The organism is Microbacterium sp. STRO-2N (assembly GCF_057747775.1).
This window is the reverse complement of sequence record NZ_CM173223.1, coordinates 380362-404727: the sequence shown is the minus strand read 5'-3', so window position 1 is coordinate 404727 and position 24366 is coordinate 380362. Positions and strand designations below refer to the sequence as shown.

Sequence of the window (24366 nt, the reverse complement as noted above, 5' to 3'; positions counted from 1 at the left end):
AGCGTTGAGTCGGGCCGGTGCGGGTCCCGGCAGAATCGACCTTGCCGTGAGATGCCCGGGGCTGCCATTCCCCGGAGGGGCTGTTTGACCTACCCGAACGGGCGGTTCGGCTCTAGAGTGAGGCCATGCCCGACGGTGGACATCGCTGCACTGAGGACACTCTGCGAGACCTGGCCGAGGTTGTCGCCTCGCCTGTCACGGAGCTTCCCAATCTCCTGTCACGCCTGCTTGCCGAGTTCGTACCGCATGACGCTCTGCTCCTCCTGTCGGCCAGCGCCACCGGCGGACATGTGTCGAGCGCCGGCGACCGAGAGTTCGCCGAATCACTGTCGCTGCTCGACTTGGACGAGCATCGGCGGAGCCTTGGCCCCAACTCCAGCCGGCTTACGGACCTCTTGGTCGCCGGGAAATCCCTGCCGTCACTTCAATTGGTGTCGGGCAACGGAGCATTGGTGATCATGGCCAACCCGTTTCACGGCGAGGAGCTTGACGACTCCGGCCCTACCGGCCGAGGCGCGCGCATTGAGCGAGCCGCGCAAGTATGGAACGTGGTGGCGCTGCGCGTCCAGGACCTCGCCGACGCAGCGCCGCCGGACTACCTTCAGCTTGCCCGAGAGTCGTCGGGTGAGCGCATGGATGCGCTCGCTGAGCTCGCTGACGAGTACTCGACCACCCTTGCATCACTGCTGGCCGCTCTCCGGTCGACTTCACTAGGAGATCGGGCTGCGCGCCTCACAGCAACGAGCATCGCCGCCAACGGGATCTCACGGCTCAGGAGAGCGAGCGCTCGGATCAGAACTGTGACGGAGGAGCCGGTCACCACCGCGTTCAACCGGCTCCGGGAGGATATCCGGCCGTTCACACGGCATCGCGATATCGACGTGCAATTCGTCGAGCCACCCGAAGACGGCCGGCCGCTCCCCAGCGAGGTCGCCCAAGGCGCCCGCGCTGTGGTGCGGGGTTCGATCCTCGCGCTTGTAGATCGGTCGGACGTCAGAAGAGTGCGTGTCAAGTGGGACTGTGATGGAAGCAACCTGCTCGTCGAGATGCGCGACGACGGCAGCGGAGAACCGACCTCGGACGGCACGCAATTCGAACTCGTCCGCCGCCGGGTGGGGGCCTTGGGTGGCACCTTGGTCGTCCACGCGACGCCGGGCTGGGGCACCGAGATGGCGATCACCATCCCCCTAGACCCACCTCATCTCCTCACTTCAGGGCATCCCCTTGCTGCCACCTTGCGGCCGCGGGAAATCGATGTGCTGCAAGGCATCGCTGCCGGTCACCGCAATCGAGACATCGCCACCGATTTGCGAATCAGTCAGAATACGGTCAAGTTCCACATTTCGAGCATCTACCGGAAGATCGGTGTACATACACGTGCCGAGGCGGCAGGGTTTTATCTCGCGCTAGCTCGGCCCCAGGGCTCCCCGCCGGAGCTCATGCACTCGGCTCGTCCGGCGCCTCGACCCGCCTGAGGGTTCTCGCGGGAAAGCAGGGACCGGGCGGGGCCCGAGTCGGCCAGACCCGTCAGGTCTCGTCGCGGAAGTCGGTGATGGAGGTCGCCGTCAGGACGGGGTCCTCGAAGGTGACGTCACACCCGTCGCCGTGCGGCGATTGCGCTTCAAACCCCACCTCAAGCGACGAGTCGGCATCGGGGAACGCAAATGCCCGCACGAAGGTCCACCGTTTGCCGTCCTGGGAGGCATGGAATGCGAACACTCTGCCTTTTCGAGAGATCCGTAGGTGGGTGCTTCGGGAGTCGACGGTGAAAGCGTTCGCGTCGTCGGACACCCTGTCGTTCACGACGCTGACGATCATCGGCTCGCCCTGCGGAGAGTATTCGAAGCAAAGCTTCGCCCACGTGTCGCGGTTGTGTCGGAGGAAGAGAACCCCGGCGTCGAAGGTATCCGAGAAGCCGACGCTCACCCGGGCGCTCAGCTGGAAATCCCCCGACGGCGCATCAGTGAGGAGTGTGGCTGCGCTGTGAAGGGTGGTCGAGGTGACCTGTGAGTCCTCTCCGCCCGGGTCAGTGAAGATGTCGGTGCCAGGGATGCTCGTCACGGTGATCCGACCGGTCTCGTCGACCTTCCATCGGCCGTCTGGGTACGGCCGGAACCGTGCGGAGATACCAGGGATTTGTTTCATCATTGTGAGTTCCTTCCGGGTCGAACGGCTTGTACTGATGCCCAGGTCACCCGAGCACGATGCCGGCTGATGCGAGGGCGGCGGTGGCGACGTCGAGCACGATCTCGCTGTGATCCAGGCGACGGTCCCGCTCAGCGAGATCAGCGGTATCGACCATCCGGACGAACGCACGGAACTCTTCGACCATGCGGTGGGGATGGAGGTTGTCGGCGATAAGTCGCGACTCCGCGCCTCGAAGCCGGAGGTCGAACGACGGAACTTCGTTCGGGGTGCCGTCCATGATGATGACACCGTCGGTTCCCTGCAGCTTCGTTCGAGAGGGTCCGGCGGAGTCCTTGGCGCAGATGCAGACGGCTGTCGCGTGGTTGTAGCGGAGCACGGCGACACCGGAGGTGTCTACGCCGCGTTCCACATGTGCGACGTAGGTGACATCTTCCGGCCGCCCCAGCAGGCCCACCACCAGGTGGAGAGCGTAGATGCCGAGGTCCATGAGAGCGCCGCCTCCCATCGCCGGGTCGAAAGCCGGGAGGACTGTCCCCTCGCGAAATGCGTCGTACCGGGATGAGTACTGCGAGTACTCGCACTGCACCAGCCGCAGGTCTCCGAGCTCAGCCAGGTGCTCGCGCATCGCCCTCACATTCGTCAGGTACTGGTTGCTGATGGCCTCAACGAGAATCAGGCCGCGCTCGGTTGCGACCCTTCGCAATTCAGCGAGCTCATCCACTCGCAACACGAACGGTTTCTCGCACACGACGTGTTTGCCAGCCAGCAGCGCTCGATGTGAGTACTCGAAGTGAAGCGCGTTGGGCAAGGCTACCCAGATCGTGTCGACGTGCGGGTCAGCGAGGCAAGCGTCGTAATCGGTGTGAACGGTGCCGATGTCGTAGGCGGTGGCGAGAGCGCGGAGCTTGTCATAGCGGCGGGGATTGCCGAAGATCGCGGCGAGCGTCAGGCCGGGAACATCTGCGGCGTACGGGAGGAAGTCGGCCACGATCTGCCCGGCGCCGGCAATGGCGAGCCGCACTTCAGGTCGCCCGGACGCGGTCGAGGATCGCGCCGCCGGGTTTCCCATGCGGCGGGGCGGCAGCGCTTGCGATTGCGTACACAGTGACACCTTTCATCTGTGATGTGATTGCGGACGCGGACTTGGCTCAGGTGACCGCACTCTGCCTGCCTGGACCTCGCGCGCTCCCATTGCCGGCATGAGCATTGCGTACCCGGCGGCAGCCTACGTGGTGTCGCTCGTCGGAGGTCTCGGGGCAGGCGCAAGCCTGTCCGCTTCGCCGCTGTTCGCCAGACTCCAGAGGCGAGAAAGGTGGATGTCGAGGTAGCACACCTCAGCGTCGCTGAGCTTCTCCCCGCCGCGCTCGACAACCTCCCGCACTTGGTCGGTCGCGGCGGCAACCTCCGGATACGCGTCGCGGACGGCTGTGAGCAGCACCGATGGCGCTTCGGCGATCTGCGTGCGTGTCGTCACTCTCGCGAATAGGTAGCGCAGGTGCGTAATGAAGCGGGCGACGCTGGTGGGGTCGGCTGTGGCGGCCGGCCCAAACGCCTCTTCGACGACCTTGACGACGTCGTGAAGTGACGTCGTCATGGCCACCGTGTGGGAAAGATCGGTGGCCGCGAACTGCGCATTAACGAAGTGCATCGCGAACGCGGTCGCCTCGTCAGGGTCAAGCCGGGTCTCGCCTCCGAGGAGGACGTTCGCAAGGTCGACGGTCTCCTGACCCAGCTTCATCTCGTGCGGATAGAGCTGCGCGATCTCCCACCGAAGCGGGAAGTCCACCTTGGTCCCCGTTCGAGCTCGCTCGAGGGCGTAGTGGAGGTGATCGGCGACAGAAAGGAGCAGTGCCTGATTGGTTGGCCGCTGTTGGTCACGCGCGTTTTCGAGCGCACGCCGCGCAACACGAAAGACGTCCCACGGGATCTCGCGCGCGAACTCTGCGAGCTGTCGCAGCTCCAAAGCGTTGGACGGAGCGAAGATTTCCGACGCGTCGGAGATGCTGATCACATCGCCGAGGTGCTTACCGAAACCGATCCCCCGCCCGAGGAGGATGACGCGGTCGCCAGACGCATCTACCAAGATTGCATTGTTGTTCAGAACGCGAACCAGCGTTCCTGTGCGACTTTGCATCCCTGATCCTTCGTGCCTTGGAGCTGCGACAAACTCACCGTTGAGACTGCCGTTCGCGCTTAGCGCGTCTGTGCGACGGTGCCTGCTTTGATGACATCGGCGTACCACCCGAAGGATTTCTTCTTCGCGCGGTCGAAGGTGCCGGTGCCATCGTCGTGACGGTCGACGTAGATCATCCCGTACCGTTTCTTGTACTCACCTGTGGTGTACGACACGATGTCGATGATCCCCCACGGGGTGTACCCGATGAGGTCGACACCGTCTTCGATGACCGCCAATTCCATCTGTTCGATGTGCGCACGGAGGTACTCGATTCGCGCGTCATCGTCGATAGAGCCGTCGTCGTTGATTTCGTCGATGGCGCCGAAGCCGTTTTCGACGATGAACAGCGGTAGCTCGTAGCGTTCGGTGAGAACGTTCAGGGAGTAGCGCAGACCGACCGGATCCACTGGCCATCCCCAGTCGCTCTCAGCAATGTAGGGGTTCGGGACCGAGTTCGGCAGGCCGCCTGCGGCGCTCAGCTCATCGGTGTGCGCGCCGGCCTTCACCGTCGTGGACATGTAGTAGCTGAGGCCGAGGTAATCCACTTTCCCGGCGGCGAGGATCTCGGCGTCGCCGTCCTCCCACCCGATGTCATACCCGTGCTTCTCCCGCTCGCGGACCGCGTACGCCGGATAGTGCCCGCGGGCGTGCACGTCGAAGAAGAAGTAGCGGCTGCGGTTGGCGACCTGTGCCGCCTCAATGTCCTGCGGATCGCAGGAGTGAGGGTAGATCGGCACGAACGACACCATGCCGCCGACCTGCAAGTCGGGGTTCACCTCGTGAGCAGCCTTGACGGCGAGCGCGGATGCCAGGAGCTCGTTGTGGGCGACGCGAAGCACAACTGCCCGCGGGTCCTCGTCGGGCGCCAGGCGGACCCCGGAATTGGTCCACAGGTACAGCGGATTTCGGGTGTCGAACTGGTTGTTGATCTCGTTGAACGTCATCCAGTAGCGCACCTTGGACCCGAAGCGTTCGAAGCAGACGCGTGCGAAGCGCTCGAAGAACTCCACCAGCGCGCGATTGCGGAAGCCGCCGTACTTCTGGGCCAAGTGCAGCGGCATCTCGAAGTGGGAGAGGGTGACGACGGGCTGGATGTTGTGCTTGAGCAACTCGTCGAAGAGCGCGTCGTAAAAGGCCAGCCCTTCCTCGTTGGGTTCAATCTCGTCACCCAGCGGGAAGATGCGAGCCCATTGGATGGAGGTGCGGAAGCACTTCAGTCCCATTTCTGCGAAGAGGGCGACATCCTCGCGAAACCGGTGGTAGTGATCGACGGCGACGTGGTTCGGGTAGGACTCGTCTGTCTCGACCGTTTCGGTGATGCGTCGAGGGACGCCGTGCGCGCCGGCAGTGAGTACATCGACGATGCTTGGGCCTTTGCCGCCGGCGTTCCAACCACCTTCGACCTGGTGTCCTGCAACGGCTCCGCCCCAGAGGAAATCTTCGGGGAGTCTGCTCATTCTTCGTTTCCTTTTGCTTGCAGTAGTCGTGGGTCGTTCAGGCGCGGGTGGCGACGAGCACAGGCTGGCCTGCATCCAGTTGCCCGCCGGGCGCGGCGACAAAGCCGCTGTAGGAGTCTTCATTGGTGACGATGACGGGAGTGATCAGCGAGTAGCCGGCATCTCGGATCGCATCGGCGTCGAACTCGACGAGGAGGTCACCCGCGGTCACCTCGTCGCCGACCTTCGCGTGGGCGGTGAAGTGTGAGCCCTGAAGTTGGACCGTGTTGATCCCGATATGGATGAGGACCTCTAGCCCGTCGTTGGAGATGAGACCGACTGCATGCTTCGTTGGGAACACGGCCGCCACCGTTCCGTCAAATGGTGCCATTACACGGCCCTCCGCGGGGTCGATAGCCACGCCTGCACCCATAGCGCCTGTGGCGAACGCGTCGTCAGGTGTGCGATCCAGGGGCAAGACTGTGCCGGAGATCGGGTTGGCCACCACCAGCTGCCCGTCCGCCGAAGCAATCGCGTCGGCGAACCGCGAGGTGGCATCGTCATCAGTCGTCGGCGCCCTACCGTCGCCGAGGCTGGGGTCAGGGATGTCCTTGAACCCGATGAAGTACGAAAGCACCGCGGCGCCGATGAACGCGACACCCACACCGATGACCATGCCGATGAACGAGGCCGGATTCTCCGGGTTGATGGCGTTCACGATGGTGAGCAGGCTCGGAAGGCCGGCGAAGGCGTAGTAGCGGGTCCCGAACAGCGCCATGATGATGGCACCGGCGGCACCGGTGATGCACGCGATGATGAAGGGGCGCTTGAGCCGAAGAGTGACACCGTAGATTGTCGGCTCGGTGATGCCGAAGATGCCAGTGACGGTCGCCGCACCGGAGACTCCACGCATTTCCTTGCTCCGCGTCTTGAGGAACACGCCCAGTGCGGCGCCGACCTGTGCAACGACGGCAGCGGTCTGGAATGCCTGGAAAGAGTCCTCGCCGAAGCGTTCGAAGTTGTTCAGCACGAACGGGGTGAAGCCCCAGTGGACGCCGAAGATCACCACGATCTGCCAGAACCCGCCGATAAGGCCAGCCGCAACCACCGGTGCAGCTTCCACCAGCCAGTTGTACCCGTCGGCGACACCAGCGGCTCCCGCGGCCGACAGCGGCCCGATGACGAGGAGCACCAGCGGCACCAGGAGGAGCACTGACACCAGCGGCACCAGGATGGACCGAGCCACCCCCCGGAGGTAGCGGTTGAGGAACGGCTCAAGATAGGACAACAGCCACACGAGCAGCAGCGCGGGCAGCACGGTCGCCGTGTAGGTGGTGGCGTTCAGTGCAAGACCGAACAGATCGAGAGGCTCACCGCCTTCAACGCGGGCGGCCAGGTCCGCCCAGCCGGGGCTGACCAGCGCCGCGCAGCAGAGCACCGCGATCAGCGTGCTGACTCGGAAGTGCTTCGACGCAGTGATCGCAATGAGGATCGGAAGAAAGACGAATGGGGACCACGAGATCATCGAGAGGACGAGGTCCGTTCCAGTCCCCGTGAAGCCCGGCCAAATCAATCGGATGACGATCAGCGCACCTTGTAGCAGCCCCCCGGCGGCCAGGATGTACAGAAACGGCGCGAACACCGCCGACATCATCGCGATGAAGCGGCTGAGGAGAGAAGCCTTTGGCGCAGATGCCTTCACGTCGGTCTCGAGGTTGCGGTCCTTCGTCAGCGCTTCATGCACCTCGGCCACATGAGAGCCGATGACGACCTGGAACTGTCCGCCGGCCTCGATGACGGTAATCACGCCAGGCAGAGCTGCGACTCGTTCTTTCGCGTCTGCGGGGGTGTCGTTCAGGACGAGCCGCAGACGCGTTGCGCAATGCGACGCGGCGCGGACGTTGGTTTCGCCGCCGACAAGATCAAGAATCTCGCTGGCGAGTTTCGGGTAGTTGCGGACTGTCTCAGCCATGAGCATCTCCAATGGAACAGTGGGACGGAACCCGCGTTCGGATGCTGACGACTCTCGTACGAGGTCCGCGAGGTCAGTGGAGACGTGCGAACGGTTGCACGGACATGCGAGGAGAGACACTTCGGGAGGCGGCTTCGCCACCGGGAGTGAGTTCGTCAACTCCGACACGGAGTTGCGACGGGGTTCTTGCCTCGCATGAGTAACAGGCCCGCGTTCACGAGGAATATACCTTTCGATTCGAACCGCCGCAACTATCGTTATGAACATTTCCGAATCTCGGAGCGCGAGGACGTCCGAGGCTCTCCGGGGTTTCCCCTCGGTCCGGCACTCAACGAGTTGAACAGCGCTCTCCACATTGCGGAGGGTGTGCTGGCATCCGACGTCACGCAGAACGAACCGAACGGGTGTGGCCCCCTCGGCGTTCGGTTGCCTACAAAGGCGGCTGACAGTATCGTGCTCGTGACGCGGGCGTGTTACTCATTCGAGGCAAGAACCCCGTTGGAGTTTCGTCATAGGCTCACGCATCGCACCCGCCGGCGAGGCCGCGGAAGATGCGTCGCGTCGTGTTCACCGTCGGAATGTTCGACGAGCTCCGCTGGTCGCACAAACGTGCGTCAGCGTCGCGTCCTCCGGATCGAGGCGGTGATCCACCGTTTCGGAGGGAGTCGCCATAACCGAGACCGTCCGCAACTTGCCAGCTCGCCGTCGCGATGCTGGGTCCCCGAGCTAATGAAGATCGAGAGGTCACGATATGCCACCCATCTCCCGCACGGTCCGCATCGGCTCGTCCCACGGACTCCACGCACGTCCGGCGAAGCTGTTCGCGCAGGCGGCGAAGGATGCCGGCATCCCCGTCACCGTCGCCAAGGGCTCGGGCAGCCCGGTGAACGCGGCGAGCATCCTCGGAGTGATCGCGCTGGGCGTCGAGCAGGGCGACTACGTGACCCTCACCGCGGACGGCGACGGCGCCGAGGCGACGCTCGACACGCTGGCCGAACTGCTGACGACCGACCACGACGCGGAGTGAGCGACATGGCAGAGCTTCGAGGGGTCGGAATCGGACTGGGCATCGCGCAGGGCCCCGTCGCGCGCATGGCGGAGCCTCTCCCGGCTCCGTCCGATGCGCCGAGCACGCTCAGCGCCGACGAGGAGAAGGCGCGGGTGACGGATGCCGTGGCCGCCGTCGCGCGCGAGCTCGAGGCGCGCGGAGCCCAGGCCGGCGGCGCTGCGCAGGAGGTGCTCGAGGCGCAGGCGATGATGGCCGAGGACCCGTCGCTCGCCGACGAGGTGAACGCGCGACTGGCACAGGGCAGGACCGGCGAGTTCGCGGTTTTCGACGCGTTCGCGTCGTTCCGAGAGCAGCTCACGGCGCTCGGGGGCTACCTCGGCGAGCGCGCCGCCGACCTCGACGACGTCGCGCAGCGGGTCATCGCGCGGCTGCGCGGCGTGGCGGCTCCGGGCGTCCCCGATCCGGGGCATCCGTTCGTGCTCGTCGCGAAGGATCTCGCGCCGGCCGACACCGCTCTGCTCGATCTCGACAAGGTGCTGGCGCTGGTCACCACCGAGGGCGGGCCGACCTCGCACACCGCGATCCTGGCGCGCGAGAAGTCGATCGTGGCCGTCGTCGGTGCGACCTCGGCGACCGGGCTCCGCGACGGCGAGACCGTGATCGTGGATGCCGCCGCCGGCGTCGTGACGACGGCGCCGACGCCCGACGAGCTCGATCGCGCGAGCCGTCGCGCCGCAGACCGCGCGGCCGCGGCATCGGCTCCGATCACCGACGGCGCCCTCGCCGACGGGACCGCGGTGCCGCTGCTGGCGAACCTCGGCAACGCCGACGGGGCGGCGGAGGCCGTCGCGCTCGGGGCCGAGGGCGTGGGGCTGTTCCGCACCGAGTTCCTGTTCCTGAGCGCGAACCAGGCGCCGACCGTCGAGCAGCAGCGCGAGGCGTACACGAGGCTCCTGGCGGCGTTCCCCGGCAAGAAGGTCGTCGTGCGCGTCCTGGACGCGGGCGCCGACAAGCCGCTCGCGTTCCTCAACGACGCGCACGAGGAGAACCCGGCTCTGGGCCTCAGAGGCCTGCGAGCCCTGCGCGCGAGTGAAGACATCCTGCGCGAGCAGCTCACCGCGCTCGCCGAGGCGGATGCCGCCACGAACGCCGACCTGTGGGTGATGGCGCCGATGGTGGCGACGGTCGAAGAGACCGAGTACTTCGTCGACATCGCGCGCGACTACGGCGTCAAGACCGCGGGCGTCATGGTCGAGGTGCCCTCGTCGGCGCTGCTCGCCGGCCACATCCTCGAGCACGCCGACTTCGCCTCGATCGGCACCAACGACCTCACCCAGTACACGCTCGCCGCCGACCGCCTGCTCGGCTCGGTGGCCACCTTCCAGGACCCGTGGCATCCGGCAGTGCTCCGCCTCATCCGCGAGGTGGGCGAAGCCGGGCGCACTCACGGCAAGCCCGTCGGCATCTGCGGCGAGGCCGCCGCGGATCCGCTGCTGGCTGTCGTGCTCGTGGGCCTCGGCGCCACGAGTCTGTCGATGGCCCCCACCGCGCTCGCCGACGTGCGAGCCACCCTGCTGCAGCACACTCTCGACGACGCTCGCGAGATCGCCGCAGCCGCCCTCGCCGCCTCGGACGCGGCATCCGCCCGCTCCGCCGCCGAAGCGGCGACCCGACTTGAGTAGGTGTCCAATGCAGTGATCTAAGGTCTCGTCCGGCTCGGCCCGCGTCCACCGGACCTCGCATGATCCGCGGTGTGCAGCACTTCGACGCACGCTCAGCTCGAACGCTGACTGTTCCGGTTTGCGAGTCCGTGGGATATGTTGACATAGACCACTAATAGAGGTGCACGTAACCGGAAGGGAACCCCACCCCTCGATCGGTCGTTGTCACGTACCCTTCCACTCTTGGAATGAGAGCTCCGTCATGACGACCAACGGCGACCTTCCCGGGCTGGACCATCACGCCATCCGCGATGAATCGCAGTTGCGGCGCCTGTTCCATGACGTGACCTCCCTGGCAGAAGAAAAGGTTCTCGCTGAACTGGACGTGCACGCACGAGCCTTCATCGACCGGTCGCCTTTCGTGTGCATCGGAACGCAGGACGCAACCGGCAATGCTGACGTTAGTCCCCGCGGCGACCCTCCCGGTTTCGTCCGTGTGGTCGACTCCAGCACCTTGGCGATCCCCGACCGACCCGGCAATAACCGGCTCGACAGCCTGACCAACATCCTCAGCAACCCGGCGGTGGGACTGCTGTTCATCATCCCGGGCAGCGACGACACGCTTCGTGTGAACGGGCACGCGACGATCACGACGGATCCGCACCTGTTGGGGACCATGGCTGTCAAAGGCCGACCCCCCAAGGTGGCGCTCGTGGTCGATGTGTCCGAGGTGTTCCTGCATTGCGCGAAGGCTTTCAAACGCTCACGGCTGTGGGACCCCGCCCAACAGGTCTCCAAAGGAGAGCTACCGTCGTTGTCGAGGATGATTCGCGACCAGACCGGGGCGACTCCGGCAAGCCAGGTTGAGATGCAGCGCATCGATGAGGATCTTGAGCGAGAGTACGAGCGGACGATGTACTAGCACTGCGCTCGCGCAACGCGGCGGGATGCCTGGCTCGATGCGCGCGTGCTGCCCGCCAGCGGCCGTTGGGTGCGGGCGGTCAGCGGTATAGCGGCTCGCTGGCCGGTCCCACCAACACAACCCCGGCGACCTGGGGCAGGAGCTGGGGAACCCGTTAGGCGTTCTCGCTTGCGCGGAGGCGGAAGCGCGGCGTTGTGAAGATGCTCTGCAGCAGCGAGAGACGCAGCTGGACCGTGTCGCTCCAGAGATCGCCCGCCCCATTTCCAACTCGGCGATGCTTGTCGGGTCAGCGCATGGGCAGGCGTCGGTACCCGTCGGTGCGGGTGGCGTGCACGGTGGCGGCAACAGCCAGAAAGCTGATGACTCCAGTCACGATCAGGACGATCATCGGATCACCTCCTCTCAGACTGGACCGTCGCGGAGGATGCCGCGCACGGCGTCGATCGTCGTTCCGGGATCGATCTCCGGCATCCACCACGTCGCGCCGGCGTGCGCGTATGGCGCGGGATCGACCCTGGGTGGGAGGCTGACGGCGATGTCGTAATGGGCCATGTCGCCGCCCCGCATCCGCGTCAGGACGGCGACGGCTTCCGAGAGCTGATCGGCCTCCTCGAGGTTCACGGGAAAGTAGCCGTCGAGCCGGGCTGCGCGGCGGATCGGGTTCTTCTTGCCCGCAAATCCGGCAGCCCACATCGGCACCCCGGGACGCTGTACCGGTCGAGGGTTGAACGCGATGTCGTCTACGAGGTAGTGCTCGCCCTCATGGCGGACCGGCGTGCCCGACCACGCGGCCGTGAGGATTTCCACCGACTCGTCGAGCATCTCGGCGCGTTTCCTGTCATCCAGTTCTTCGCCGGTCTTGGAGAACTCGCGGCCGAATCGGTCGCTGCCGAGGCCTATGCCGAGCGTGAGGCGACCGGAGCTCAGATGATCCAGCGTCGCGGTCTCCCTTGCAACTTTCGCGGGCCGCCGGCGGGCCAGCGCGGTCACCATCGGGCCCAGACGCACTCGCTCAGTGGAGGTGGCGATGGCCGCCAGGGCGATCCACGGGTCGGCGACCCGGGTGACAGGCTCCCGCCAGGACAGGTGATCCCACACGAAGAAGCCGTCCCAGCCGGTCTCCTCAGCATCGGCGGCCAAACGCGCAACCAGCCGCGGGTCGGCGAGGTCGTCGAAGAGGGGGAGCCAGAGCGCCGAGCGAAGCCGATTCATCGTCGGGGACTTTCAGAGATCGCGAGAATCTCGGCGACCGCGATGTCCCAGAGTTCGGGCGGGGGTGTCTGATGGCCCATCCCCTCGAGCGGGACGATCCGCGCGCCTGGGATCTCCTCCGCTAGCGCCTCGCCGTGCGCGTACGGGAACAGCGGGTCGGCGGTGCCGTGCAGCACCAGCGTGGGCACGGTGATCCGTCCGAGGCGGTCGTCGAGGGGTTCGCCGCTGTCAAGCCTCCAATGATTCTGTGCCGAGGCGGGCGACGGACTGCGGTCCCACGATCGCCCCACGATTCCGCGCATCCGCGCCTCATCGACGGGGATGGTGCCCGCCAGCATTCGCTCGCCGTCGATGTAGTAGGCGATGACTGCTTCTCGGTCGTTCCAGACAGGAGTGTCGTCGGCGGCTTGCGCGAATTTCTGGGCGAGTTCGTCGCTCATCGGCGGGAGTTGGCGGCGGCTCTGGCTGTCCCGTCCATCTGGAGTGCTAGCTATGAGGGTGAGCGAGGCGACCCGCTCGGGGTAGCGCACCGCCAGATGCTGGGCGATGCCGCCACCCATCGACATGCCGACGATGTGCGCTGGAGCGACGCCGAGACCGTCGAGCACGCCGACGGCGTCCGTGATCAGTGCGTCGCCACCGTACGACGGCCGGCCAGGCGGGAACGTCGTGGAGCGGCCCGTGTCTCGGGCGTCGTATCGGATGACATGGCGGCCGCCCGCCGCGAGGCGTGCGCAGAAGTCGTCTTCCCACCAGTCCATGGATGCCTCCGCACCGTGGACGAGCAACATCGCGGGGGTCGTCGGATCGCCGAACGCCTGTACGCACAGGTCGATATCGCCGACGCGGAGCATCTGCTCGTCGTGAGCGTGAGGAATGGTCATGGGACACACGCTAGAGCGTGCGAAGAGATCAAGAAAAGCGATTATCTGCAATCGTTTAGATCGCAAAGCGCAATGTTCATTGCTACGGTTTGCTGCATGGCAGAGATCGAATTGCGTCACCTGAAGGCGATGGTGGCCATCGTAGAGGAGGGGTCGTTCCAAAGGGCCGCCGTGCGCCTCGGGTACACGCAGTCCACCATCAGCCAGCAGATCGCCGCGCTCGAGCGGGTCGTCGATGGGTCCGTTTTCGAGCGGCCCGGAGGGCCCCGGCCGGTACGGGTCACACCCCTGGGTGCTGTGGTCCTTGCTCAGGGTCGCGAACTCTTGGCAAGGGCCGAGGCCCTGACGGAAGCCGTCGACCGCTTCAAGGCCGGTGACGGCAGGATCGACATCGGCACGTTTCAGAGCGTGTCCACCGTGATTCTGCCCTCGGTCGTGCGCAGGCTGCGTGACGAATTCCCGAACTGCGACATCAGGCTGTCGGAGGAGGAGGCCGACAAGCCACGAATCGGCGACCTAGACCTGCTCTTCTACGACGGGTTCATCGAGGACGACGTCGAGCATGTCAAGTTGCTCGACGATCCCTATCTGCTGGTCGCGGCCCCAGAGGCCTTCCCCGAGGGACCGGTGCCCCTGCGGTCGCTCGATGACGCGCCCATGGTGGCCTGGCCACTCAAGGGGGACCAATCCGGCATGGAGCAGGCATTGGCACGCGGTGGCGCTCGACCGCGGGTCGTATTCCGCACCGCAGTCAACGATGCGCAGATGTCGATGGTGCTGGCGGGCCTCGGTTCCACGGTCATGCCGTGGCTTGCCATCCACGGTGCGGGCGTCGAGTCCGACCCCCGGCTCCGCATTCATGAGTTGAGGCCGCCGGTGCCGCCGCGCCCGATCTACCTCCACTGGCGGAGTAGGCACTCGCAGTCGCCCCTCACCCGCCGCGCGATCGAGCTCGCCGTCGAAGTCGCAGCCGAACTCGCCCATCCACCCGTCAGTGTATGACGGGACTTGTACGACAGGGGGTGCCGTGTCGGATCGCGTCAGTCCGTGAGCGAGATTCCACCTTTCGTTTGCCGGCGGCGATGACGTCTCAATGAACTGCTCATGCGGGCCCGCCGGGTGTGGGCACCGTCTGAGTGGGTGCTACCTGTGGCCGCCGGCGGCCGCTGTGACGTCGGGGGGAGGCGGGCCGCCTCTTTAGTCTGATGTCCGGCAGTGCGGATTTCCGGTACCCTTCGAGGCCGTCGACTCAGACCTTCTCCATGGCCGCGAACCTACCCGCGCGTAAGTTCGCCGCTACGTGGTCCCCAGCCGACCGCCAAACCCAACGCAACCGGCGGCAACCGGGCTCAGCACATGGGAGGAACGCGCTAGGTGTTCTCGCTCGCGCGAAGGCGTATGGCCGCATTGTGGAGATGTTCGGCGGCGGCGAGGGACGCGGCTTCGCCGTCGCGGCCGTCGATGGCCGCCAGAATTGCGCGGTGTTCTTCGCGGACCGCCGCCATGAAGTCCGATCGTAGGGATTCGATTCTGCGGCTGGTGCGTATGCCATCCTCCATGACTTCGCCGAGGTAGGAAACTGTCGAGGCGAGAACTGGATTACCGGTCGCCGCTGCGATTCTGGCGTGAAAAGCGAGGTCCTCCTTGACGCCGTCGTCTCCATTGTCGAGGGCAGAGTCCACCGCATCGAGCGCCGTACGGATTTCGCGGCGTTGTTCTGGAGATGACCTCTCAGCTGCCAAGCGGGCGGCGGCTACCTCGAGCGGCTCACGCACTTCGAGAACCCTCAGCGCAAGCGACACGCTCGGCGCCGATTCGTCGGACAAGTCGAGTGGGGCGATTCGGCTTGGGAGCACGAAGACGCCGACGCCCTGTCGTGATTCAACGACCCCAGAGTTTCGGAGCAGAGTGATCGCCTCACGAACGACGGTACGGCTCACCCCAAGCTGTTCCACGAGCTGCGTCTCGGTGGGCAGCTTCTCGCCCTCTGCCAGCCGCCCACTGGTGATCTCCTCCAGCAGCGTTGCAGCGACACGGTCGGTGAGCCGCGTTGAGGACGTCATCTTAGGTAGCACGAGGTCAGCCTATCGATCCCGTTGGGCGAGGCCTGCCGACGGCCCGGCGACCGTACCGTAGTCCCGAATGTACTGCTCCACAACATCGTCGATGGTGGCGTCACCCACGATTCCAAGTCCGGCTGCTCGGCGGTTGTCGAAATGTGCCGGCCATGAACCTACGATGGCCTCCACGGCCGGGTCGGGCTGGACATCGACGAGGCTGAACGCTTCGTCCCCGGCGACACGGCGCAGAGCCTCCAGGATCTGCGCGACCGTCACTGTGAGAGCTGGGAGATTGACAGGCAGTCGGCCGGAGAGTTCCCCGGGGCCAAACCCGCGCTCGACTTCGGCGACTCTGATCAGTCCGCGAATGGTGGACTGCGGCGAGGCCAGCGCGATCTCGAGCGATGGGTCGACGGGGCATACCGCAACGACGCCGCTAAGAGGTTCCCGAACGATTCCCGAGATGAATCCTGACGCAGCGCCATTCGGGGCGCCCGGTCGAACAGCGACCGTCATAAGCCGGACTGTACGGCCGTCAAGGAACCCTTTACGCGTGTAGTCCGCGATGAGGGTCTCCGCTATTGCCTTCTGCGTTCCATAACTCGAGGCGGGGAGGGGTAGGTCGTGCTCGCGGATCCGGAGCGGAGCCGGCACCTCAGGGTCAGAACCGTACACGGCCACGCTGCTCGCAAAGACCACCACTGCGCGCGGACCCCCGGAACTGATCTGGGCTCGCGCGCGCTCCAGAAGCGCCTGCGTCGTCTGCAGATTGCTTCGCATCCCGAGATCGAAGTCGATCTCGCACTCGGCGCTAACGGCCGCCGCCAAATGGAAGATGACGTCGACAGGATCCTGAAACACGCGGGGAAGAAGGTCGAGAAGGTCACCCTCGACGTGCGTGACGCGGTCGTCACCCCACGGGATGCCGCGGGTGATCCGGTCGAGCAGAACGAGCTCGGTGATGCGTTCCCCACGAAACACGTCACGACTCAATAGGCGCTCTGCCAGGATGTGACCCAAGAAGCCAGACCCTCCGGTGATCACGACTCTCATACTGATACTCCTCGCTTGCGAACAGTTGTAAGAAACCGCTGCAGTCCTTTGCTGGTATCCCCAGCCGGGCGGTACTCGAGACCCACCGCGCCCACATAACCCAGCCGGTCTAGAAGCGCGAGGATGTGGGCGAAGTCCACCTCACCGTGGTCGGGTTCCCGACGGTCGGGGACACTGGCGATCTGGATGTGCGCGACGCTGTTAGAGGTGACTCCCCGTTCGATGGTCACCGTCAGATCGCCCTCGGTGATCTGGCAGTGGTACAGGTCGAGCTGGACTGCCATGTTGATGGGGTCGATGTCGGAAACGACAGCGTGTGCTTCCGATTGGTTGGTCAGCAGGTAGCCTGGCATGTCTCGGTGGTTGAGCGGCTCGATGAGCAACCGCACTCCCGTTCCCGTCGCCCGGTCGGCAGCCCAGGCCAGTTGGTCCTTGTACCGGCCGAGGTAGTCCGCTCTCGCCGAGGTTGCTGGGACGTTGCCCGCCATGACGTGAACTTGCGGGCATGCCAGCTGCTGGGCGTACTCGAGCGCCCGCTCCACGCCGTCTCGGAACTCCCGCTCTCTCCCAGGCAGGGAGGCGACGCCGCGTTCTCCGGCGTCCCACTCGCCGGGCGGCGCGTTGAACAGCACCTGGGACAGTCCGTTGTAATCCAGCCGTCGCCGGAGCTCGGCGGGTTCGTAGTCGTAGGGAAAGAGGAACTCGACAGCACGGAGCCCGTCGGCAGCGGCTGCGTCGAAACGGTCCAGGAACTGCAGATGCGGGTAGAGCATCGTCAGGTTGGCTGCGAGATTCACCATGCTGGTTCCCTCACCACGTCGCGCCGAAAGTGTCGGCCAGGTCGCGCAGCGCACGGAAGGGAAGGCTCGGGGCGCTGCACCCTGACAGGAGCCAGATCCGCGCGGTTTCCTCCAGTTCTTCGAGGGTCGCCATGGCTTCGGCGGGCGTGGACCCCCACACCACAGGGCCGAGACGGTCGAGCATCACCGCGCGCAGGCGCGGGTTCTCGTGGATGCGCTCGGCGACGAGGTCCGCCATGACAGGGTCGCCGGGGCGCCGGTACGGGATGAGCGGGGTATGCCCCACTTTCATCACGTAGTAGGGAGTGATGGGAGGGAGGATGTCGTTCGCCGTCCATGGGCCGGCAAGCGTGAGTGCGACGAGATTGGTGGCGTGAGTGTGGATGATGCAGTGAGCATCCGGGATCTCCGCGTAGATGCGGCGGTGCAAGGTGAGCGTCTTGCTCGCCCGCAACCCGTTCTGCTGCTGGCCTTGTTGGTCGCATCCTGCAAGGTCTTCTTCGCGCAGGAAGCCTAGGACCGCGTCTGTCGGTGTGATGACGAAACCCTCAGGATGGCGGACGCTGATGTTTCCTGCCGAGGCGTGTACATACCCCCGCTCGAACAGGCTTCGGCCCACCCGCACGATCTCGGTTCGCAGGTCGGATGTCACGGCCAGTCCTCCCAGTCCAAAGCGTGGAAAGCTCGCGTGAAGATGTCGGGCTGCCCGAAGTTCCCGGACTTGAGCGCGATGTGAATCAGTCGGCCGTTGCTCGTAGCGGCGCACCAGGGCACGCCGGGATCGATCTGGGCACCGATCTGCAGGGACCGGATGCCGAGAGCGTTGACGACGGCGCCGGAGGTCTCGCCACCCGCGATGAGGAGCGCGCCAGCGCCTCGGTCCACTAGCCCAGAGGCGATCCGGCCGAGCGTGGACTCGATCAGCTCACTGGCTCGTTCGACACCGACAAGGGACTGGAACGCCCGGACCGCCTCGGCGGAACGGGTCGAGTAGACCAGGATGGGTCCCTGACCGAGGTGCAGGGCTGTGGCAGCGAGGACTTCCGGAACGACATCGACGCCCTGCGCGAGCTTCTCCAAGTCGATGGCGAAGGACGGCGCGCCGGTCTTGATGAACGCGTCGACCTGACCTTGGGTTGCGCGAGACGCGGACCCCGCGATGACTACTTGGTGGCCGAAGGCGACCGGGAGCCGCCCCGCGTCCCGCGATGAGGCGAAAGACCAACTGGGAGCAAGCCCCAGGCCGAGCCCTGACCCGCCGGTCACGAGGGGGAGGTCGCTGAACGCCGAACCGAGAGTGAGGAGGTCCTCGTCACGTACGGTGTCGATGACGGCGACCCGCACGCCCTCCGTTTCATGGAGCTGCTGCACGGCTTGAGCCACCGCACCGGCGCCGGCCAGCACCGTTGCTTCGCTGACGAGCCCTACCGAATGAACAGTCTGCTTCTGCAGGACCCGGACGATGTCGGCGTCATCCATGGGGGTCAGCGGGTGATGCCGCATGCCGGTCTCGTTGAGCGGCCGGTCGCCAACGAAGAGGTGCCCCTGGTAGACGGTCCGTCCCACCGCCGGGAACGAGGGCACAGCGACGGTGTAATCCGCGCCGACCGTGTCGAGGAGCGAGTCGATTACTGGCCCGATGTTTCCTTCGGGGGTCGAATCGAACGTCGAGCAGTACTTGAAGTAGATCTGCCCCGCTCCCGCGTCCAGAAGCGCTTCCGCCGCACGTCGGGACTCCTCCACAGCCTCCTGAACCGGCGCGCTTCGGGACTTGAGCGCGATGACGACAGCGTCCGCATCGACGGCGTGCAGTTCCTCCGTCGACGGCACCCCGATGGTCTGCATCGTCCGCATTCCTGAACGAACGAGGTTGTTCGCCAAGTCGGTCGCGCCGGTGAAGTCGTCGGCAATAGCGCCGAGCCTCATCGTCATGTCTGTCCCCTCAGGAGTCGATCTTGTCTGGTCATCATATGACCTGACGTCTAGCGGAAGCAATGTGCGGCGTCTCGGTGCGTCAGGAGCGTTTCGTGGAAAACACCGAGTCGAAGGCAGCTGCGGGCGGGGCGATGGCGTTCATGCGGCGCACGAATGCCAGCGCTTCGGGTGCGCCGTCGAGTCGGTCCATGCCGGCGTCTTCCCACTCCACGCTCGTTGGTCCGTCGTAGCCGATGGTGTTGAGAGCGCGGAAGATCCGCTCCCACGGCACTTGACCGTGCCCGGTGGAGACGAATGTCCAGCCGCGTCGCATATCTGCCCACGGCAGGTGGGATCCGAGGATGCCGTTGCGCCCGTCGAGGTTGGTGACCGACTCCTTGATGTGGACGTGGAAAATGTGGTCCGTGAAGTCCAGGATGAACGCCACGGGGTCAAGCTGCTGCCACATGAAGTGGGACGGGTCGAAGTTCAACCCGAACGAGGGCCGGTACTCAATCGCTTCGAGCGTTTTCTTGGCCGTCCAGTAGTCGTAGGCGATCTCGCTGGGATGCACTTCGAGAGCGAAACGCACGCCCACCTCCTCGAAAACGTCGAGGATCGGTGACCACCGTTCGGCGAAGTCACGGTAGCCGGCGGCGATCCACTCGTCCGAGGCCGGGGGGAACATGGCGACGGACTTCCAGATCGAGGATCCAGTGAAACCGACCACAGTGGACACACCGAGCTTGGCGGCGAAGCGGGCCGTATCCTTCATGTCCTCTGCGGCACGTTGCCGGACCCCCTCGGGGTCACCGTCCCCCCACACTCGGTCGGAGAGGACGTCTCGGTGTCTCTCGTCGATGGGATCGTCGCATACAGCCTGGCCGGTGAGGTGATTGGAGATCGTGAAGACCTTCAGCCCGTTGCGTTCTAGGATGTCCAGTCGCGAATGGACGTAGTCGTCGTCGTCCCATCGCGAGACGTCGATGTGGTCACCCCAGCACGCGATCTCCAGACCGTCGTATCCCCATTCACCGGCGAGCCGAGCAACCTCCTCGAACGGCAGGTCTGCCCACTGGGCAGTGAAGAGAGTGATCGGTCGAGTCATCGGTTCCTTCTTTCGTATGGGTTCAGCAGTGATGAGGCGCTCGGGAGCCGCGGTAGGCGATCACAGTGAGGGGCACCGCGCGCGGTTCAGGTCCCTGCGCGTTCGGCGCAGCTCACGCATCTCGAGGCGAACGGACGCACGCGCAGGCGTTCGAGGGGGATCGCCGCACCGCAGTCGGCGCAGACGCCGTACGTGCCAGCGTCCAATCGCCGCAGCGCATCGTCGATCTGGTCGAGCTCGCTGCGCGCGGCGTCGCGCAGGCCGGCTGATCGCGACCATTCTGTGGACAGCGTCACACCCTCCGGGTCGTGCTCGTCGTCGGCGACATCGACCTCTCGGCTGGCCCGGAGCAGCCTTATGGCGTCAACCAGCTCCGACAGCCGGTCGGCAGCGTCATGTCGAAGGATCTCCAGCAAAGCCCGCAGATCGTCTCCGGTGACATCGCGAGAGTTCGCATCTTTCAGGTGAGTCGAGGGGGTCATGGGTTTAGGTGGTGCGTTGGCCGGAGATGCGGACGTAGACCCAGGCGAGGGCGAGGACGATGGCGCCGAAGATGATTTGTCTCATCGCTTCGCTGGTGTCCAGGGTGAGGAGGAGGCGGTTGAGGAGGGTGAGGATGAGGACGCCCATGATGGTGCCGCCGTAGCCGCCGATGCCGCCGAGGATGGAGGTTCCGCCGATGACGACGGCGGCGATGGCGGGTAGGAGGTAGCCGTTGGTTTGGTCGGGTCCGATGGAGGAGGAGATGCCGGAGAACAGCAGCCCGCCGAGAGTGGCGAGCAGTCCGGACATGGCGTAGACGGCGATGAGGACCAGGGGGACGCGGATGCCGCCGAGTCGGCTGGCGGTGGGGTTGTCGCCGATGGCGTAGATGGCTCGTCCGAGTCCGGTTTGCTTGAGTCCCCAGATCAGGGCGATGGAGAGGGGGATCCAGACCAGGGCGCTGGCGGGGATGGGTCCGATGAGGGATCCGCCGCCAAGGTAGGACACGATGGGGAGGATGTCTTTGGATCCGGCCAGGATGCCTCCGGTTTTCATTCCGACGATGGTCAGTCCGAGGAGGATGGAGGAGACGCCGAGGGTCATGATCAGCGCGTTGACTTTAAACACGCCGATGCCGATGCCGTTGAGGACGCCGACGATCAGGCCGATGCCGAACGCGAATGCGAGGGCTTCGAGCTGGCTGGCGCCGGCGAAGTTCGCGGCGACGTAGGCGGCGAGGTTGGCGGTCATGGTGATGCTCATGTCGATGCCGCCGGTGAGCATGGCCAGGGTTTGCGCGGCGGCGAAGATGCCCAGTGGGGCGGCCAGCAGCAGGATGGAGCGCACTCCCGCGGCGGAGAACATCGTGGGGTCCAGCAGCCCGGTGATGATGTAGAGCACGATGAAGACCAGGCCCAGCACCAGGACGGGTTGACGGCGGAGGGTCTCGCCCAGGCTGCGCTTGGGTCGTGGTTCGGTGCTGGTGGCCGGCGGGGTTGCCTCGGCCTTGAGGTTCGCGTTCATGACACTCTCCTTCGTGTCTGTAGCCAGCCGCCGATGAGGACGACGATGATGAGGATCACGCCGCGGACGGTCTCGGCGGTGTTCGGGTCGATTCCCAGGCCGAGCATCAGGGCGGGGATCAGGCTGAGGATGAAGGCGGCCAGCACGGGGCCGATCATGCCGCCGGTGCCGCCTTGCAGGGCGATGCCGCCGAGGACGACCGCGGCGACGGCGCTCAGCAGCAGCCCCAGGCCGATGCTCGCTCGCGGTTCCCCGCTGGCGGTGTAGGCGGTGGTGACGATGCCGGCCAGGCCGCAGAAGAACCCGGACACGGCGTAGGCGAGCACGCGGGTGCGTCCCACGTTCACACCGGCTAGGAACGCGGCCTGCTTGTCGCTTCCGATGGCGTAGAGCGCCTTCCCATAACGGCTGCGCGAGAGCGGGAACCACACCAGCAGCAGCGGAACGATCAGCCACAGCAGCGACGGCAGCGGGTTGGAGAAGTCACCCACGATCAGGCTCACGAACTCCGGCGAGGTGCCCCCACCCGGCCCACCCAGGATCATCAACGCCACCCCGGGAAGGATGAAGCTCATCGCCAGGGTGACCACGATGTCGGGCACCCCGGAGATCACCGAGATCCACCCCATCAGCGCGGACACCACCACGGCCAGCACGATGGACAGCAACGCGATCAGCAGACACGCGACCAGGCCCTGTCCTTCCATCAGCCAGGCCGAGAAGCAGTTGATGAAGACGACCATCGACCCGACAGCGAAGTTGAACCCGCCGGTGATGACCACCACACCGAGGGCGACAGCCACCAGTGCGAGAGACAGCGACCCGGCCGTGATCGTGCGGACCGCGAAACCACCGAACATCGGCAGCTGACTGGCCCGCCAGAACACCAACACGATCAACAGCACCGCGATGGCAACAACCCAGCCGTATCGCTCACGGAACCGCTGCAACGGTGTGGACGGGACCGGCAGACTCGTGGTCGAGACCAGAGCGGGGGGTGGCGCGCTCATTCGCTGACCTCCTCTTCGACGACGCCATACATGGCGTTCAGCATCTCTTTCTCAGTAGCCCGGGGGTTCAACTCCCCGACGATGGTTCCCCGGCGAAGCACCAGGATCCGGTCACACACCAAGTTCGCCTCACGCAGCTCACTCGTATACATCAGGACCGCCTTGCCATCGGCCGCCAGATCACGCACCAGGTCATAGATCTGATGCTTCGCACCGATATCGATCCCCCGGGTGGGGTCGAACAGCAGGATCGTGTCGAAGCCTGCCGCCAACCACCGGCCAATCGTCAGCTTCTGCTGATTACCACCAGACAGCCGGCGGCTCTGCGCCGCCGCACGCGTATCAATCGACAACCGGTCGATCACCGAGGAGACAACCTTGCGTTCCTTCGTGAGACTGAACGGCCCCCACTTACGCAACGGTGCATGAAGCGGCAACGCAATCGACTCATGCACCGGACGCTGCGGCAGCAACGCCATCAACCGGTCACTGGGCACCAGAACGAGCCCCTTGCGGATCGCGTCAGCCGGATGCGAAGCCTTCAGCTGGGTCCCCCGCAACGTCACCGCACCCGAACGGAGCCGGGTCTGCCCCGCCAAGCAAGAGAACAGATCATCCTGCCCCTGCCCCTCCAACGCGATGATGCCCACCACCTCGCCCGCACGAACATCGAAGGTGACATCCTCAGCCAGGCCACTGGACACCAGCTCCGCTTTGAGAAAGGTGTCGCCGAGTTCGACGGGAGCACGCTCGATGAAGTCCGACCGGTCAACGGCGGCCTCCTCACCGAGCATGGAGGCGACGATGCGGCGTTCACCACCCTCCGTGGGAGCGAACGTGGCGACGGTGTAACCGTCGCGGAAAACCGTGCACATCGTGCAGTACCGGATCACCTCGTCCAGACGATGAGAGATGAACAGCACCGCCCGGTCGCGGGAGACCTGCTCAGCCATCACATCGAAGACCTTCTCCGCCAGGTCACGGGGCAGCGCCGCCGTGATCTCGTCGAGGATCAGCAGTCGCGGCTCATGGCTCAGCGCCCGCGCCAGATCGATCATCCGCTGAAACGGCAGCGGAATCCGGCTCGCCTTCTCGCGCAGGTCTAGTTCGCCTAGACCCATCTTCTCCAGCTCCGCGCGCACGCGCGGCACCGAGCTGCCGGTGAGCTGACAGTTCTCAATCACCGTCAAATCGGGAATGAGCGCGGGATCCTGGAACACCGACGCGATGCCACGCGCCAGACCCTTATGCGGGTTCGCGAGCGCGAGCGGACCATCGTCCATCTCCAGCGTCCCCGCATCCAGCCCGACGACCCCGGTCAGGATCTTCACGAACGTCGACTTACCCGCACCGTTCGCACCCAGCAGCGCGTGCGCCTCACCGGGGCGCACCTCCAAGTCCACGGACTTCAAAGCGCGCACCGCGCCATACGACTTAGACACACCCGTAGCAGTAAGCAACGGCTCCACCATCAGCCCTCTCCCAACCTCCGTCT

The 24366-nt window shown here is 65.3% G+C and carries 22 protein-coding genes; 5 read left to right on the top strand and 17 right to left on the bottom strand.

What is annotated here, in order from left to right; all coding sequences use genetic code 11:
- The first annotated feature begins 125 nt into the window (after positions 1-125).
- Positions 126-1475 carry a LuxR C-terminal-related transcriptional regulator gene (locus AC3ANN_RS01670; RefSeq protein ID WP_488339278.1) on the top strand — a complete coding sequence of 450 codons (1350 nt, stop codon included), beginning with the start codon at positions 126-128 and terminating at the stop codon, positions 1473-1475.
- 52 nt (positions 1476-1527) lie between these two features.
- Here AC3ANN_RS01670 and AC3ANN_RS01665 read toward each other — a convergent pair whose 3' ends face one another.
- The 5 genes from AC3ANN_RS01665 to AC3ANN_RS01645 all read right to left on the bottom strand — a co-directional run bounded on the left by AC3ANN_RS01665 (position 1528) and on the right by AC3ANN_RS01645 (position 7732).
- Positions 1528-2148, bottom strand: coding sequence for a DUF1349 domain-containing protein (locus tag AC3ANN_RS01665; RefSeq protein WP_488339277.1), 621 nt, complete (start codon positions 2146-2148; stop codon positions 1528-1530).
- A gap of 43 nt (positions 2149-2191) precedes the next feature.
- Positions 2192-3217, bottom strand: coding sequence for a Gfo/Idh/MocA family protein (locus AC3ANN_RS01660; protein ID WP_488339276.1), 1026 nt, complete (start codon positions 3215-3217; stop codon positions 2192-2194).
- 156 nt (positions 3218-3373) lie between these two features.
- A complete protein-coding gene (locus tag AC3ANN_RS01655; RefSeq protein WP_488339275.1) occupies positions 3374-4282 on the bottom strand; it encodes a PRD domain-containing protein in 909 nt (302 codons plus the stop codon).
- A gap of 59 nt (positions 4283-4341) precedes the next feature.
- Complete coding sequence (locus AC3ANN_RS01650) at positions 4342-5781, bottom strand: 6-phospho-beta-glucosidase (RefSeq protein ID WP_488339274.1); 1440 nt, start codon at positions 5779-5781, stop codon at positions 4342-4344.
- A gap of 37 nt (positions 5782-5818) precedes the next feature.
- Positions 5819-7732, bottom strand: a complete 1914-nt coding sequence (locus AC3ANN_RS01645) for a glucose PTS transporter subunit IIA (RefSeq protein ID WP_488339273.1) — start codon at positions 7730-7732, stop codon at positions 5819-5821.
- A gap of 751 nt (positions 7733-8483) precedes the next feature.
- Between AC3ANN_RS01645 and AC3ANN_RS01640 the strand changes: the two genes are divergently transcribed.
- The 3 genes from AC3ANN_RS01640 (at position 8484) to AC3ANN_RS01630 (ending at position 11324) form a co-directional block, all read left to right on the top strand.
- The gene (locus AC3ANN_RS01640; protein WP_488339272.1) at positions 8484-8759 is read left to right on the top strand and encodes an HPr family phosphocarrier protein; all 276 of its coding nucleotides are present in this window, start codon (positions 8484-8486) and stop codon (positions 8757-8759) included.
- Between the two features lie 5 nt (positions 8760-8764).
- On the top strand, positions 8765-10423 hold the full coding sequence (ptsP, locus tag AC3ANN_RS01635) for a phosphoenolpyruvate--protein phosphotransferase (RefSeq protein WP_488339271.1): 1659 nt from the start codon (positions 8765-8767) through the stop codon (positions 10421-10423).
- 241 nt (positions 10424-10664) lie between these two features.
- On the top strand, positions 10665-11324 hold the full coding sequence (locus AC3ANN_RS01630) for a pyridoxamine 5'-phosphate oxidase family protein (RefSeq protein WP_488339270.1): 660 nt from the start codon (positions 10665-10667) through the stop codon (positions 11322-11324).
- Positions 11325-11726: 402 nt separating this feature from the next.
- Here the strand turns inward: AC3ANN_RS01630 and AC3ANN_RS01625 are convergent, their stop codons facing one another.
- Positions 11727-12536, bottom strand: coding sequence for an LLM class flavin-dependent oxidoreductase (locus tag AC3ANN_RS01625; protein ID WP_488339269.1), 810 nt, complete (start codon positions 12534-12536; stop codon positions 11727-11729).
- Positions 12533-13420 carry an alpha/beta fold hydrolase gene (locus AC3ANN_RS01620; protein WP_488339268.1) on the bottom strand — a complete coding sequence of 296 codons (888 nt, stop codon included), beginning with the start codon at positions 13418-13420 and terminating at the stop codon, positions 12533-12535. The genes AC3ANN_RS01625 and AC3ANN_RS01620 overlap by 4 nt, the downstream gene beginning before the upstream one ends.
- 96 nt (positions 13421-13516) lie before the next feature.
- Here AC3ANN_RS01620 and AC3ANN_RS01615 point away from each other — a divergent pair, with 96 nt between their 5' ends.
- Complete coding sequence (locus AC3ANN_RS01615) at positions 13517-14422, top strand: LysR family transcriptional regulator (protein WP_488339267.1); 906 nt, start codon at positions 13517-13519, stop codon at positions 14420-14422.
- 368 nt (positions 14423-14790) lie between these two features.
- On the opposite strand, the gene AC3ANN_RS01610 is transcribed toward AC3ANN_RS01615, so the two are convergent.
- The 10 genes from AC3ANN_RS01610 to AC3ANN_RS01565 form a co-directional block, all read right to left on the bottom strand.
- A complete protein-coding gene (locus AC3ANN_RS01610) occupies positions 14791-15483 on the bottom strand; it encodes a FadR/GntR family transcriptional regulator (protein ID WP_488339266.1) in 693 nt (230 codons plus the stop codon).
- Positions 15484-15504: 21 nt separating this feature from the next.
- Positions 15505-16533, bottom strand: coding sequence for a D-erythronate dehydrogenase (gene denD / locus AC3ANN_RS01605; protein WP_488339265.1), 1029 nt, complete (start codon positions 16531-16533; stop codon positions 15505-15507).
- On the bottom strand, positions 16530-17333 hold the full coding sequence (gene otnI, locus AC3ANN_RS01600; RefSeq protein ID WP_488339264.1) for a 2-oxo-tetronate isomerase: 804 nt from the start codon (positions 17331-17333) through the stop codon (positions 16530-16532). Before otnI ends, denD begins: the two co-directional genes overlap by 4 nt.
- 10 nt (positions 17334-17343) lie before the next feature.
- A complete protein-coding gene (locus AC3ANN_RS01595; RefSeq protein ID WP_488339263.1) occupies positions 17344-17985 on the bottom strand; it encodes a class II aldolase/adducin family protein in 642 nt (213 codons plus the stop codon).
- Positions 17982-19265, bottom strand: coding sequence for a 3-oxo-tetronate kinase (gene otnK, locus AC3ANN_RS01590; RefSeq protein ID WP_488339262.1), 1284 nt, complete (start codon positions 19263-19265; stop codon positions 17982-17984). Before otnK ends, AC3ANN_RS01595 begins: the two co-directional genes overlap by 4 nt.
- An 82-nt stretch (positions 19266-19347) precedes the next feature.
- Positions 19348-20355 (bottom strand): sugar phosphate isomerase/epimerase family protein, encoded by a 1008-nt coding sequence (locus AC3ANN_RS01585; RefSeq protein ID WP_488339261.1) that lies wholly within the window; start codon positions 20353-20355, stop codon positions 19348-19350.
- 86 nt (positions 20356-20441) lie between these two features.
- Positions 20442-20837, bottom strand: a complete 396-nt coding sequence (locus tag AC3ANN_RS01580) for a TraR/DksA family transcriptional regulator (protein WP_488339260.1) — start codon at positions 20835-20837, stop codon at positions 20442-20444.
- A 4-nt stretch (positions 20838-20841) separates the two neighbouring features.
- Positions 20842-21861, bottom strand: a complete 1020-nt coding sequence (locus tag AC3ANN_RS01575) for an ABC transporter permease (RefSeq protein WP_488339243.1) — start codon at positions 21859-21861, stop codon at positions 20842-20844.
- Positions 21858-22871 carry an ABC transporter permease gene (locus tag AC3ANN_RS01570; RefSeq protein ID WP_488339242.1) on the bottom strand — a complete coding sequence of 338 codons (1014 nt, stop codon included), beginning with the start codon at positions 22869-22871 and terminating at the stop codon, positions 21858-21860. Before AC3ANN_RS01570 ends, AC3ANN_RS01575 begins: the two co-directional genes overlap by 4 nt.
- Positions 22868-24343: a sugar ABC transporter ATP-binding protein gene (locus AC3ANN_RS01565; RefSeq protein ID WP_488339241.1), complete on the bottom strand. Its 1476-nt coding sequence runs from the start codon at positions 24341-24343 to the stop codon at positions 22868-22870. The genes AC3ANN_RS01570 and AC3ANN_RS01565 overlap by 4 nt, the downstream gene beginning before the upstream one ends.
- Positions 24344-24366: the final 23 nt, after the last annotated feature.

What these genes read in the sequence shown, in the direction of transcription:
- AC3ANN_RS01610 (WP_488339266.1), bottom strand. Translation starts at nt 15,483, where the DNA reads ATGACGTCCTCAACGCGGCTCACCGACCGTGTCGCTGCAACGCTGCTG.
- AC3ANN_RS01650 (WP_488339274.1), bottom strand. Translation starts at nt 5,781, where the DNA reads ATGAGCAGACTCCCCGAAGATTTCCTCTGGGGCGGAGCCGTTGCAGGA.
- AC3ANN_RS01570 (WP_488339242.1), bottom strand. Translation starts at nt 22,871, where the DNA reads ATGAGCGCGCCACCCCCCGCTCTGGTCTCGACCACGAGTCTGCCGGTC.
- AC3ANN_RS01615 (WP_488339267.1), top strand. Translation starts at nt 13,517, where the DNA reads ATGGCAGAGATCGAATTGCGTCACCTGAAGGCGATGGTGGCCATCGTA.
- denD (WP_488339265.1), bottom strand. Translation starts at nt 16,533, where the DNA reads ATGAGAGTCGTGATCACCGGAGGGTCTGGCTTCTTGGGTCACATCCTG.
- AC3ANN_RS01645 (WP_488339273.1), bottom strand. Translation starts at nt 7,732, where the DNA reads ATGGCTGAGACAGTCCGCAACTACCCGAAACTCGCCAGCGAGATTCTT.
- AC3ANN_RS01620 (WP_488339268.1), bottom strand. Translation starts at nt 13,420, where the DNA reads ATGACCATTCCTCACGCTCACGACGAGCAGATGCTCCGCGTCGGCGAT.
- AC3ANN_RS01625 (WP_488339269.1), bottom strand. Translation starts at nt 12,536, where the DNA reads ATGAATCGGCTTCGCTCGGCGCTCTGGCTCCCCCTCTTCGACGACCTC.
- AC3ANN_RS01665 (WP_488339277.1), bottom strand. Translation starts at nt 2,148, where the DNA reads ATGATGAAACAAATCCCTGGTATCTCCGCACGGTTCCGGCCGTACCCA.
- AC3ANN_RS01655 (WP_488339275.1), bottom strand. Translation starts at nt 4,282, where the DNA reads ATGCAAAGTCGCACAGGAACGCTGGTTCGCGTTCTGAACAACAATGCA.
- AC3ANN_RS01660 (WP_488339276.1), bottom strand. Translation starts at nt 3,217, where the DNA reads ATGGGAAACCCGGCGGCGCGATCCTCGACCGCGTCCGGGCGACCTGAA.
- AC3ANN_RS01640 (WP_488339272.1), top strand. Translation starts at nt 8,484, where the DNA reads ATGCCACCCATCTCCCGCACGGTCCGCATCGGCTCGTCCCACGGACTC.
- AC3ANN_RS01630 (WP_488339270.1), top strand. Translation starts at nt 10,665, where the DNA reads ATGACGACCAACGGCGACCTTCCCGGGCTGGACCATCACGCCATCCGC.
- AC3ANN_RS01580 (WP_488339260.1), bottom strand. Translation starts at nt 20,837, where the DNA reads ATGACCCCCTCGACTCACCTGAAAGATGCGAACTCTCGCGATGTCACC.
- AC3ANN_RS01670 (WP_488339278.1), top strand. Translation starts at nt 126, where the DNA reads ATGCCCGACGGTGGACATCGCTGCACTGAGGACACTCTGCGAGACCTG.
- ptsP (WP_488339271.1), top strand. Translation starts at nt 8,765, where the DNA reads ATGGCAGAGCTTCGAGGGGTCGGAATCGGACTGGGCATCGCGCAGGGC.
- otnK (WP_488339262.1), bottom strand. Translation starts at nt 19,265, where the DNA reads ATGACGATGAGGCTCGGCGCTATTGCCGACGACTTCACCGGCGCGACC.
- AC3ANN_RS01565 (WP_488339241.1), bottom strand. Translation starts at nt 24,343, where the DNA reads ATGGTGGAGCCGTTGCTTACTGCTACGGGTGTGTCTAAGTCGTATGGC.
- otnI (WP_488339264.1), bottom strand. Translation starts at nt 17,333, where the DNA reads ATGGTGAATCTCGCAGCCAACCTGACGATGCTCTACCCGCATCTGCAG.
- AC3ANN_RS01575 (WP_488339243.1), bottom strand. Translation starts at nt 21,861, where the DNA reads ATGAACGCGAACCTCAAGGCCGAGGCAACCCCGCCGGCCACCAGCACC.
- AC3ANN_RS01585 (WP_488339261.1), bottom strand. Translation starts at nt 20,355, where the DNA reads ATGACTCGACCGATCACTCTCTTCACTGCCCAGTGGGCAGACCTGCCG.